The 11,959-nt window shown below is 45.7% G+C and carries 13 protein-coding genes and 1 tRNA gene; 5 read left to right on the top strand and 9 right to left on the bottom strand.

Going from position 1 to position 11,959, the window contains the following annotated elements; all coding sequences use genetic code 11:
* Positions 1-205 precede the first annotated feature (205 nt).
* Together H6F63_RS27410 and cpdA are read right to left on the bottom strand one after the other, a co-directional pair.
* Positions 206-721, bottom strand: coding sequence for a dihydrofolate reductase family protein (locus H6F63_RS27410; protein WP_190640457.1), 516 nt, complete (start codon positions 719-721; stop codon positions 206-208).
* A 154-nt stretch (positions 722-875) separates the two neighbouring features.
* Complete coding sequence (gene cpdA, locus H6F63_RS27415) at positions 876-1,673, bottom strand: 3',5'-cyclic-AMP phosphodiesterase (RefSeq protein ID WP_190640458.1); 798 nt, start codon at positions 1,671-1,673, stop codon at positions 876-878.
* A gap of 470 nt (positions 1,674-2,143) precedes the next feature.
* Between cpdA and H6F63_RS27420 the strand changes: the two genes are divergently transcribed.
* Positions 2,144-3,292, top strand: coding sequence for a tyrosine-type recombinase/integrase (locus H6F63_RS27420; RefSeq protein WP_190640459.1), 1,149 nt, complete (start codon positions 2,144-2,146; stop codon positions 3,290-3,292).
* 98 nt (positions 3,293-3,390) lie between these two features.
* On the opposite strand, the gene H6F63_RS27425 is transcribed toward H6F63_RS27420, so the two are convergent.
* From H6F63_RS27425 to H6F63_RS27450, 6 genes are all read right to left on the bottom strand, one after another.
* Positions 3,391-4,326 carry a hypothetical protein gene (locus tag H6F63_RS27425; RefSeq protein WP_190640460.1) on the bottom strand — a complete coding sequence of 312 codons (936 nt, stop codon included), beginning with the start codon at positions 4,324-4,326 and terminating at the stop codon, positions 3,391-3,393.
* Between the two features lie 117 nt (positions 4,327-4,443).
* Positions 4,444-4,917, bottom strand: coding sequence for a hypothetical protein (locus tag H6F63_RS27430; RefSeq protein ID WP_190640461.1), 474 nt, complete (start codon positions 4,915-4,917; stop codon positions 4,444-4,446).
* A 239-nt stretch (positions 4,918-5,156) separates the two neighbouring features.
* Positions 5,157-6,191: a hypothetical protein gene (locus tag H6F63_RS27435; RefSeq protein WP_190640462.1), complete on the bottom strand. Its 1,035-nt coding sequence runs from the start codon at positions 6,189-6,191 to the stop codon at positions 5,157-5,159.
* A 162-nt stretch (positions 6,192-6,353) separates the two neighbouring features.
* Positions 6,354-6,986, bottom strand: coding sequence for a hypothetical protein (locus H6F63_RS27440; protein WP_190640463.1), 633 nt, complete (start codon positions 6,984-6,986; stop codon positions 6,354-6,356).
* Between the two features lie 121 nt (positions 6,987-7,107).
* Positions 7,108-7,524 (bottom strand): hypothetical protein, encoded by a 417-nt coding sequence (locus tag H6F63_RS27445; protein WP_190640464.1) that lies wholly within the window; start codon positions 7,522-7,524, stop codon positions 7,108-7,110.
* 75 nt (positions 7,525-7,599) lie between these two features.
* Positions 7,600-7,926, bottom strand: a complete 327-nt coding sequence (locus H6F63_RS27450) for a hypothetical protein (RefSeq protein ID WP_190640465.1) — start codon at positions 7,924-7,926, stop codon at positions 7,600-7,602.
* A gap of 405 nt (positions 7,927-8,331) precedes the next feature.
* On the opposite strand from H6F63_RS27450, the gene H6F63_RS27455 reads away from it, so the two are divergent.
* The 3 genes from H6F63_RS27455 (at position 8,332) to H6F63_RS27465 (ending at position 9,078) form a co-directional block, all read left to right on the top strand.
* On the top strand, positions 8,332-8,469 hold the full coding sequence (locus H6F63_RS27455) for a hypothetical protein (protein WP_190640466.1): 138 nt from the start codon (positions 8,332-8,334) through the stop codon (positions 8,467-8,469).
* A 23-nt stretch (positions 8,470-8,492) separates the two neighbouring features.
* Complete coding sequence (locus tag H6F63_RS27460) at positions 8,493-8,675, top strand: hypothetical protein (RefSeq protein WP_190640467.1); 183 nt, start codon at positions 8,493-8,495, stop codon at positions 8,673-8,675.
* Positions 8,676-9,007: 332 nt separating this feature from the next.
* Positions 9,008-9,078 (top strand) — tRNA-Cys (locus tag H6F63_RS27465).
* A 100-nt stretch (positions 9,079-9,178) separates the two neighbouring features.
* Here H6F63_RS27465 and purM read toward each other — a convergent pair.
* Positions 9,179-10,204: a phosphoribosylformylglycinamidine cyclo-ligase gene (gene purM / locus H6F63_RS27470; RefSeq protein ID WP_190640468.1), complete on the bottom strand. Its 1,026-nt coding sequence runs from the start codon at positions 10,202-10,204 to the stop codon at positions 9,179-9,181.
* 554 nt (positions 10,205-10,758) lie between these two features.
* On the opposite strand from purM, the gene H6F63_RS27475 reads away from it, so the two are divergent.
* Entirely contained in the window at positions 10,759-11,862 is a 1,104-nt protein-coding gene (locus tag H6F63_RS27475) for a septal ring lytic transglycosylase RlpA family protein (protein WP_242020177.1), read from the top strand.
* Positions 11,863-11,959: the final 97 nt, after the last annotated feature.

Below are 11,959 nucleotides of genomic sequence, written 5' to 3' on the forward strand. Positions count from 1 at the left end.
ACTCATGACACTTAAATCGCTGTTTACCGTTATGAATGTGACCGTTTTTGACTGTTTTGGAGGAAGCACAGTTGGGACAACCAGGCATGAGAAAAAGAACAACGTCAGGTCTATCTCTATATCATTACATCTTTGGCACTACCGAAAAGCGATTAGTGTAGCGGGAAAAACATGAATTTGTATAACACCTCAGTAGCGATCGCGTTCAACCCATAAAATTGTAAGATAGCTGAACCAATCCCGAACTGTATGTCTGACATCCAGTCAGCTTCAAAAATGTAGTGGTTAATTGATTAGAAAATAGTGGGATTCCTTCGCCTAAGACGATTGGGTGTATCGAAAGAATCAGCTCATCCACAAGATTTTTGCTGATGAAATCGTGAATTAATAGAGAGCCTCCCACTAACCAGATATTCTTTCCATCAACCTGACGTAAATCATCTACAAAGTTCTTCACATCTGTTGCGATAAATTCAGCGTTGTTGTCCGATTGGCAGGAAGGATGCCTTGTGAAAACATAACTCTTTTTCCCTTTGTACGGATATTCTCCAAAAGTAAGAACTTGTTCATAGGTTTTTCTGCCCATAACAACGGTGTCAACGCCAGCGTCGAACTCCGAGTAACCGTAATCTTGGTCTGTAAACAGCCAGTCAACATTACCAGAAGGGCGTGCAATATAGCTGTCTAAACTAGATGCAATAAATAATATGACTTTAGGCATAACACCACCTAAACAAATGCACTACAGATAGTTTACGTTTAGAGCGATCGCTGTGCAAGACTGTTCGGTTAAAGCTTATTGGGGGGAATTGAAGTTTCATTTCGCATTCCCCGGACTTGATACCATGAAAGCCTTTAATTATTCCCCAGGTTTTCTAATAACCAGTTGCCGCCAAATCCAGTTCATGCACGTAAGTAACCCGCTGCACTCTAGTTTCAAAAGAGCCATCAGGATATAAATTTAATAAACGAAATCCTGGCTCTACTTTATCTAGGGAAAAATTGTGGCTGTGAGGCTCAAATTGAATCGAAGTAGAAGGACTACCCAGATAGTGAACACCGCCACGCCGCTGATAAAATTCTTGGTGAATGTGACCAAAAATCACCAATTTAACTTGAGGATGGCCATCTATAACAGCAAAAAGTTCCTCTGGATTCTGTAGTGTGCTGCCATCTAGCCAATCTGAATCCACGAGAAAAGGTGGATGGTGAAAACCGATCAGGGTAGGTCTTGCGCTTGCTAGCTTTAGCTGCGTGTCCAGCAAAACTAGGCTATCTGGCGATAGTTTGCCATGCACGCAACCAGAAACATGAGAATCAAGTAGCAAAAACTGCCAGCCTCCGGCTGCAAAAGACTTTTCTGGAGAAATGGGAGCCTCTTTTAACACCTGCTGCATTACCAGAGGCTGATCGTGGTTGCCTGGTGCCCAGTAGGTTGGGATGGATAAGGGACTCAGCAATTCTGCCAACCGTTGATATGATTCCGCCTTGCCATCTTGGGACAAATCCCCAGTCAGCAGTAGCATATCTAGCTGAGGCAATAGTATTTGCAATTGCTCTAGAACTGCATGAAATGACTTTTCCGTAGGAAGACCTAATAATTCTTTTTTGGTGTCGGCAAACAGGTGAATATCTGTGATTTGAGCGATCGCAAGCGGCTTGGGTGGAATCATAAAGTTTTGTAATGGAATCTAGTAGCGGCTCAAAGAAAAATAGTTAGGACACTAAACCCCAATGGCTCTGCTCTAATAGGTAAACATCGATTTATAGCTTTCCTACGGAACAAGTTAATAAAATAAGTCTAAAGATAGATGAATATTAAAAACTCCGTGTAAACACTTACGCCTTTAGATGGGTAATACATTACCGTTAGAGATCGTCAAATACCTGCGATCTAGGAACCCCCCATATGTGATCGTCATCACATATAGCGCCGGAAATGGACATCTGCCTGTAAATACAGCGATAATCTACTAAGAATTTTTCTGTAGGTAAGTAATCGTTAAAATTTGGTATAGTAGTAATCTGAATTTATGGCGGCATAGCCAAGTGGTAAGGCAGAGGTCTGCAAAACCGAAGAAAGAGGCTAGGTTCCTGTAGAATAACCTCTCTTAGTCTGGTTTAGTCCTATCTTGGCTACCAGATGGCTACTAAGACCGCGATAGGTATAGAAGAGAGAAACGGACGGCTAAGGCTAAGACTGCCTAGGGTAATAGCAGAAGGTAGCGCTAGGTATATCAGCACTGGTCTAACCCCTGAAGACTTTAGGAAAGCACAAGCGGTAGCTTGGCAGATAGAAGAAGACATCAAGACCGGACAGCTAGACACCAGCCTAGAGCGTTACAAGTCAGCTTTCCAGCAGAAACAAAAAGTAGTCAAGCGATCGCCAGAAGACCTAGCTAGTCTCTGGTCTAAATACTCGGACTATATGAGACCTCAGATAGCTGAGACCACATATCAGAAAGACTACGTTAGAAAATATAAGAACCATATAGACCAGCTACCGACCAGAGACATTAGTCAGGTCTCAGTCATCAGAGACTGGTTATTATTCCAGCATTCTGCTGATACAACTAAGAGAGTCCTAACCTACCTTAGCGCCTGTTGTAACTGGGCAGTAGCTTCCGGGCTGATAGAGACTAACCCGTTCTTGGGGGTAGCTGGCAGCATCAAGAGACCAAAGGCAACTAGCCAGATAGACCCGTTTACCGTTTCAGAACGCCAAGCTATCCTAGAAGCTTTCCAAGAGAATAAGAACCATTATCACAGCTTTGTTAGTTTCCTATTTGCCACTGGGTGCCGGACTGGTGAGGCGATCGCGCTGACCTGGGGTAACATTAGCCCTAGTCTAGACTGGGTTATCTTTTCAGAGTCTTATGATAGCCAGCTAGACATCCGGAAGACTACCAAGACCGGGAAGACTAGACGGTTCCCGGTTAATAGGTCTCTCAGGGTACTCCTAGAGGCTATCCGACCGGACAGACCTAAGACAGACCTTTTAGTATTTCCTAGCCCTAAAGGTCAGCACATCCATAACGGAAAGTTTACTAACCAAGTCTGGAGAGGTTGTAAGGTCGGGGGTAAGACCTACCGAGGCATCGTGACTGAGCTAGTCCGTCAGGGTCTAGTTGAGAGATACAGACCACCATATAACACTAGACATACATTTATTACTCTGGCACTGGCTAACGGTCTAACGGTTTCCCAGGTAGCTTCTTTAGTTGGCAACAGTCCAGAGGTAGTCCTAAAACACTATGCGGGCGCTACCGTCTCAGAGGTGCCTGAGTTTTAGCCAAGTCAGAATGAGCATTCTATTATACCTTCAGCTACAATAATAATAATAAGACTTGGTTTATACCTAGTTTCAAGACAAGACCCCTAGATGCCAGTTTAGGGGTTATTTGTTAGATGTTGACATTCTCGGTCAACCGGGTTAGACTTGACCTCTTTAGCGTCTATTAGTAGCTGGGTCAGTCTCTTTATAGTCTGCTTGTCGGGTTCTGGCTGTTTCACCATCTGCGATAAAACTTCTGATAGTCCCTGCCTGAACACCGAAACCGCTGTCGAACCTGCCGAACCTATCGAAACTGAAGTGCTATTATGCCCGTTTTGAGGCTCTAAAAGTTCTGTGGTTCGATAAGTTCGATGGGCTGAAACTGGCTCTAGCTCCACGTTTTCGACAGGTTCGACGTTTAGTTCGATGGGCGTTATCGAAACGTTTTTAGGCGCTGTCGAACTTATCGAACTGGTTCGACCAATACCAGCATTGATGACCTTTTTCATCTCAGCCCAAGAGGGTCTGACGGCTAACTGGTCTTGCACCATCGTTGGATACTCCTGCTTTTTCAGCCAGACTAGATCATCTTTCTCTAACTCTTCAGCTCTGACTAGCTGCTTACAGTGGTCAATGGCAAAGTCACCAAGTCTGACATAGGTCAGGGACTCTCGGACTTCGCCCTTACCCTCTAAGCCCATCAGCTTCACTGTTTGCCCCTGAGCTAGTAGCCACAGTCTGATGCCTACCTTCCGAGCCTCTAGGACTAGCATCGCCATAGCGTCTTTGAAAAGGTTAAGGTTAGTAGCGATCGCTGGTATCTCATCAACGTACCAGTTATGGATCTCCCAGTTCTCAATACCCCGATCGCGTAACTTGTAGCGCCTATCCATCTCAGAGTAAATGGCTGCTATTGTCTGTGCTATGGATGGGTCTTTATATCTACCAGAGATGATAGAGTCATAGCTAACAAAGTCTCTATCTTCTAGGTCATCTGGTGCGTACTTCCTGGGCAGTTTCTCTACTAGAGGTGCCTCTAGCTGATGGAACATCCGGTAGATATCAGAGTCTTTACCGTAGTCCCGACCACCACCAAAAACCCCATCAAAACCTTTCCAGTCATCAGGTTTAGTGTGTGGCGCTATGGCATATGGGGGAACTTGTCCGGGCTACCCATTCTGACGGTCGGGTTCTTCATCTGCCTTAGTCCAGATAATGTCCTTGTGGTTTAGCTCTTTCAGTGCTGTCTCCAGTATCCATATCTGACTAGGATGGAACCCGTTAGCTTTATTCCTAAAATGCCCCTGATCGTTCTTACGGGCAACAACCTTTGGTTTCTTACCATATTCAGCTAGGTACTTATCTGCTACCAGGTTAGCTAGTCTTTGTTTGTCCCCTAAAGACAGCTCCAACCGTTTCCCTTCTAACCACTCACCTAGGGTGATGTAGTCCTTAGCCTGTAACTCATCATCCTCAAACGGTAATGTCAGCTCACAGGCTAATGCTAATGCTACATTCTCCCCGGAGTGCTTATCTTTCAGATACTCCTCTATTCTCTTTAGGATCTGGTTTTTCTTGAGGTTGTTTAGGGTCTCTACTTTGTTCTCACCTTTGGAGACGATATTAGCTATCAGTAGCATCACGGGTTCACTCTAATGTGCTGCTCTCAAGAGTGGACTATGCTGACTAGATATGTCAACCCCACACATTTAGAAGTCGGTGGGGTATGTGCGATCGCCTAACAAAGTTAAAGCCTGGTACTGCAACTAAGTTGCTAGAGTACCAGGCTACTTTTATCTATAAGAAATATCGATATAAGTAGTTACTACCTATCATCTTGTTAGACTTGCAACTACACGACACTGTTAGCACTAACGCTACTCTAAGGTCTTTTGGCTACCCATTCCTCCCTAGTGTCATCCACTGGTAGCCAGACTAGCTGGTCTGGATCTATTTTCTTAGTCCAACCTTTTCCCAGTGGCTTTGCGCCTATTGTGGTCAGTGTATTTACCATAGCCCGTATAGCTTTAGCAGTGTCGTGAGTTGCCAGTCTTTTAGCTAACTCTTCCATAGTCAGCCTCAGATGTTCTGGGGATACCTCGGTCTGCTCTGGTGTCCTGGTGTCATCACTAAGGACTGGCGGCATTTCTGACCCAGCACTATGCACCTCAGTGATCACTGGTATAACCTCTAACTGGGCTAAGTATCTCTCTGCCTTTGCCAGTAAGATGTGGTAGGGTTGCCAGAAGCATGAGTTACCGTTCAAAATGAAACCTTTGTTACTAGCCTCTATAAATGTAGGGTTACTAGCAAAAGTTAAATAGCGATCAGCGGCTTCTACCATTTTTTCTAGACCATAGCGGAAAGCCTGCCGAGGGTCTTCCAACTTAAAGCCCTTCTGCTTAGCTTCGATAACAATGGGGTTGCTCTCATAGGCTAGTCCAGCCTGATATTCGCTTAGGCACGTTTCAAGCGTAGTTACTGGAGAATAGACACGACACTTTCTAAGCTCGGACTCAGCTTCATCCCAGACCTCATCTGGGTAAACCTTAGCCACTTCTAACCATTGCTGAGTGCCATTAGCAGACTTTTTCTTGACAGCTACAACCCGGTCTTCAGGAAAGACGTACCAGAGTTTACCGAATATCTTCTCACGCAGCCCTTTTCTCTCTCCTTCATCAGCTTTAATATCCCAAGTGCTTGGTAACTTAGTCCCTACCGCTATCACACACACACTTTTGTTAACATCCTTAGCCTGTAAGGTTTTAGCTGTGTTAACGCCACTTTCCCTGTTAACACCCATGATCAGATCAGTGACCAACTCAACCCTAGACTGACCTCTAAGCTGACATAACCGATCTAACTTTTCTGCCACGTGGGGCGCTAGTCTTAGACCAATGGTTTTGGTTTGACTCATAACTGCCTGTTAACCTATAAAACTTATGTGTAGCAAGAGTGTTAACAAAAGTGTGTGTGTGAGTAAGTTTATTGGAGGTGATCACCCCTAGGAGTCCTAGGGGTTTTCTTTTAGCTTAGAGTTGCCGATAGCGATCGCGTGTTTACCTTAGTCCTATGACTGCTAATAAGTCACCTTAACGCCGGTCTCGATATAGTCTGCCCGGTCTACAACCCACTTTTGATAAAGGACTGGCTGAGTCTGTTTATCTATCAATAAAGCCCTATCCTCAGCGGGAATATATCGCAGATGGTGTTCAAAAAGTATCTTAGGTTTACACCAGGCTTCTTTAGGATCAACACTGTACACCTTTAAATAAGCCTCATGAGCTTCTAGCGCGTCTTTTAGTAAACTTTCGCGAGTCTGTGTTGTCTGTTCCTCATACTGTGCCTCAGTCTGATGGATACCTAATGCACCGTCTAAGCGTCTTTCTAGCGCCTCTTGAGTCACAGCCCGGATCAGGGACTTGGCTTGGATGTTTCCCTTCTCAGCTTGGTATGACCAGTAGGCAGTCATGACTTCTAGAGGGACTGCCTTGATCCGTGTACGTCCTTTAGGAACTGTCGAAAGCGTCAAACCTCTATAGGGTGAAGCTTCCACGCTATTTCCCTTTAAAAAGTCGAAAGCGCTATTTGCCTTTTTTCCGATAGCTTCAGCCATACTGCTAAGGCTACCGACCCTGGAACCATCAGGTAACTGAAACAGATCCACATAAGAACCAGCGATCGCAACAGTCACATGTTGAATATCTTTCATACTAGGTTGACCTATTGGGTTTACTCAAGTCTAGTGGCGTATAGAGCGACCGTCAAGCGATCGCTCTCTAAGTCAGAAGAGGGTGTCAGGTGCCTCGGTTAGGTCTGACGCCTAGGTGGTGCTATCCAGCGTTATTTGTCCGGTGCAAGTCCACGCGCTTTCGGTCTTTCACCTCTTTAAGGGCTTTATCAGCACGTTCCTCTAGACCTTTCTCGACTAAGGATCGGGTCAGGCGTAATGCAACATTGTTACCTTCATCCTTCACCTGGTTATTGTGATCTGCCATCTGTAGCCAATAACCTAGAACAAAGCCTATGGGTATCACCTGATGTCCCTTAAGGGTTTTATCGGGGAATAGACACTTGCCTGTTTCACGATCCTGGAAAATGAACTCTAGAGATGCTTTGTCTTCTCCAATAACCTCAACCACATCAGCTAAACAGGCATACTTGGTAGGGTTAGATGAAGTCTGAAATACTCTGATGTTGAAGACTTTGTTCAGAGTCACTTTTGCAGCGTACACTTTACCGTTTTTCATTTTAGGTCAGCCTACTATGTTTACTTCAGTCCAGTCAGAGGTGGCGTCAGTCCGTAGACCAACGCCTAGGGTTTATTAGGAGTTACAGAAGAGCTTATCCAGCACCAAGAGCTGTTTCTGATGATCGATACCGCTTTCGTAGAGGTTAAAGCAGTAGTCCGATCGGTCAGAGTATGTCCGGCATTTACGGAACTGGTGATCAATAGCGATCTCATAGTCCCATTCCTCTTTCAGGTCATCGTAGGTTAGACCGATGATAGTGCCAGACAGCGTTCTACCATTCTCTAACCAAGAGACTTTCTGCATCATCCAGTATTTAGGCTGACCCCACTCTTCAGGGGCATAGCCAATAAAGTCAAAAACTTCCTGGTCGTCTTGTAGGTTCTCGTTATGCTCTAGCATTGTTCTAGCTCTCCTATTTTTCTGTGGTGACTGGGAAGAGAGGCGTTTGGTTTGTCAGACTTGGGCGCTTCTCTTTTCCCCTGATGTCTACTATGTTAGAACAGTAAGCCTTGTAACGTCAATGGTTTTAGCAAAATATGTTCTAACACAAATAAACCTCTCAGCCTGACAAGGTTCTAGGCTGCATTCTTAACTCACAGATATACTAGGTTGACATAGTATAATAACTTATATAAGCTAGTAAATAGCTAGGCTGAGAGGGTGAAAGCTATATTAGGTCTAGGTTAAATGTTTAGAACAGTGGACGCTATGAGATATCAGTTAAGCCTAGTCACAAGAAACCATACAGAAGCTGATCTATTCGATGAGTTCAAAGAGACCGCCAAACGAGACGGGAAAAGTCACATGGCACTTTTTACAGAGATGATGCGGCTTTACCGTCAAGACTCAGTAAGGAAAGTCGATCAGGAGCAAGTAGAACTACTTAAGCAACTATCAGAGAAAGTAGACCGGATAGTTTCAGCCCTAGAAGTCCGAGCCTAAGTCACTAAGGAACTAATAAGCAGATGAAAGACCAAAGACGTAGGGTTAAGTACAACGGAACACCTACAGCAGTGTGGATCATGCCAAGAGAAAACGGAAATGATAGCGATCGCTATGAACTCTGGTCAAATGGTGCCATCACAGTACGCAGAAACACTCTAGGAGACTATAGGACGCTACAAATACTTGTTAGAGAACCAAAATAACTTATCAGACCCTGGCTACCCTGGCTACCCTGGCTACCAGCTAGGGTTTTTCTTAGGTGCCTGATCTGGGTCTTATTGTCCCAAGTTGTCCCAGTCTGGGATATTTTGTCCCAAACTGTCCCAAGATGTCCCAAACTGTCCCAGAGTATCCCAAAGAGTCCCAAAGTATCCCACGAAACTCAGACCCTGAGCAACTACTAAGCCAACTAGATAAGATCCAGCAAAAGTCTATGGACGGCTGGGGACAACGTGGTAACATTAAAAACAGACTAAGAGGTTCTGGCTACTTTCTGGCTACTTAGTAGTCTAGAAAGATGTCCAAGGTATCTTATGGCGGCATAGCCAAGTGGTAAGGCAGAGGTCTGCAAAACCTCCACCCCCAGTTCAAATCTGGGTGCCGCCTTTATAAAATACAACTGCCCGCCTTAGGCTCCGATCGGAGCCTAAGGCGGGCAGAATGCCCAGCCTAAAATAAATCCGGGCGCGGCATACAGGGAAGGTTCTTATTCGGGGATACCGACGATACGACCGTCACCGGGAATTACCTTACCGATGGCATAAGCGGCAATTCCTTGGGATTCAAAGAGGTTGATGGTTTGGTCGGAGTGGTTTGGGGGTACGAGTAGCACGAAGCCAACACCCATATTGAATGTGTTAAACATATCCATCGGGCTGACTTCACCTGTGTCAGATAGCCACTGGAAAATAGGTGGAATTAGCCAAGATTTAGGATCAATCTGGATGGATTGATTAGCAGCGAGACAGCGAGGCAGGTTTTCTGGCAAACCACCACCAGTAATGTGAGCCATGCCATGAATTTCTAATTTGGCTTTGCGTGCCGCTAGAACAGGTTTAACGTAAATCCTCGTGGGAGTTAACAAAATCTCCCCTAAGCTCTTATCGTGACCATCTAGGGGGGAGTGCAAGTCAACGCCACTTCGCTCGACAATTTTCCGCACCAAACTAAACCCGTTGCTGTGGATACCCTGACTAGCAAGCGCGATCGCTACATCTCCCACTTGCACCTGGGAACCATCCAGTATCTGGCTTTTGTCCACAATTCCGACGCAAAAACCCGCCAAGTCATACTCGCCTTTCTGATAAAAACCCGGCATTTCTGCGGTTTCCCCTCCCAGTAAGGCGCATCCCGACTCGCGACACCCTTGAGCTATGCCCGCAACTACCTGAGTCAGCTGCTCTGGATTTAGTTTACCTGTAGCTAAATAATCCAAGAAGAATAGCGGTTCTGCGCCGCACGTCAACACATCGTTGACACACATCGCCACCAAATCAATACCTACTGTGTGGTGAGTGTTGAGCTGAAAAGCGAGCTTTAGCTTTGTCCCTACCCCATCCGTCCCAGAAACCAAAACTGGCTCCTGGTAGCCACTAGGCAGCTGAAACCAACCACTAAAGCCGCCGAATCCACCTAAAACCTCAGAACGGTGGGTGCTTTGTACGCTTTGGCGGATTTTTTCTACAAAACTCCGCCCCGCCTCAACATCTACACCTGCTTCTCGATAATCCATGAGTTCACGCCCCGCCTCGTTTAGCGATCGCAGATCGCAGACGTATTTTACTTGGCTATGGGTTCTCCTGACGAATTATAAGCTGTTCCACATTTAATTTATTAACAAGTTAAGCCCCAAAAGTCTTACTACCAGCGTTTTTCCCAATGGGTGACTTGGGATTTTTGACTTTTGATTTGCTTATTCATAAACTGCCTAAATCTTTTATGAATTTTTGATGAAGTTCTAGAAAACTGAAATTGCCCAAAACCCTGATGAAATGGAACTCATCTCCGCATAAATGCGGAAATTCAAAATTAAATTTTTGATGAATTTGTCAAAACCTAGAGGAAATCCCTGATCCCCAATCCAAAAACTTCGTGATACTCTGTTTCAGTTCCTTGCACCAGGGTGAATACAGAATGAGTACGAGTTATCGATGACCGAAGGGGAGCTGTCTGGCAATACAACTACCAACTAGCTCACACCTCGACTTCCAAGTACGTTTCACAACCGTAGGTATGAATCAAAGATTTTTTAGCGGAATATTTGCAGCCCTGTTAACGACGATTGGGATGACTACATCCAGTTATGCCCAGTCAGCTAAAAGGTTTGACCAAGTTTCCGAGTCCAATGTTCCTCAGACGCAGCAGACAAGTAAAAACGCCTCTCGGCAACCTGCAACTTCCAATCGGGTACAGCCGCCAGAAGTTGTCAAGGTGGGAGAATATCAATCCCAAGTCAGAATGGCTTGCCTTGCAACACGCCCTTGCAATAATTCTGTAGGTGTGGCGACCCTGTTGGATCGAGTAGTCGTAGCTAAAATTCTTCCCCATGAAGTACGAGGGTATAAAGCCGCGACGCTTTACGTCCGTAGTATCCCAATCCTGACCTTTCTGGGTTCCCGCGTGACTCCCACACAAGACACCAAGATGGGAGAAATTTTAAGCAGTGCGGGTGGTTTTCCAAAGCAGATGTCATCGGATGCCAGTAATCAAAACGATCCGGTAGCCCGTGCCACAACCGTTGCTGCTAAGCTGAATCAGTTGAGTTTAGAAAACGTAGATGCCAGTGCGATCGCTGTCAGTTGGAATGGCGACAAGGGCAGCTATGTCATTAAAGTAAACGGGGAGAAACTGGTCGAAGTTAACAGAAAAACAATATTGCCAGACACAACTCGCAACCCTGCTGTAGATGCCCTACAAGCAACCAATCGACTCCGCCGCCTGATGGGTAATGCACCGCCACTGAGGGAAATCGCCGGATTATCCAAACAACCCCAGAGGGTTGCTTACAACCCTAGAGCTAATAGAGCCGCCGCACCAACAAACAGACGGCTCACCACCAGACCAGTCATGGGCCAGAGTAGCGGTATGGCATCCTGGTATGGTTATGGATTCCACGGCTTGCGGAGCGCCAGTGGTGAAAGATTCAATCAGAATGCAATGACAGCTGCCCACCGTACCTTGCCTTTTGGGACGCAAGTGCGCGTGACCAACAGGAACAACGGGCGTTCTGTAATCGTGCGAATTAACGATCGCGGGCCTTTTATCCGAGGTCGGATAATTGATGTGTCCGCAGGTGCTGCTAAAATTTTGGGAATGACGAGCAGTGGGGTAGCGCCAGTGCAGCTAGAAATTCTAGGTCGTCCGCAGACAGTAGCAGTTGACGAAAACTAGGTTTCCACCTTCAGAGTTTTGAGTTATGAGTGTTGAGTTGATATTTTTAATTCAGCACTCCAGGCAGAAGGAACTGCCGCTACAACTCAAAACTCAA

The organism is Trichocoleus sp. FACHB-40 (genome assembly GCF_014695915.1).
Taxonomy (GTDB): domain Bacteria; phylum Cyanobacteriota; class Cyanobacteriia; order Cyanobacteriales; family FACHB-T130; genus Funiculus; species Funiculus sociatus.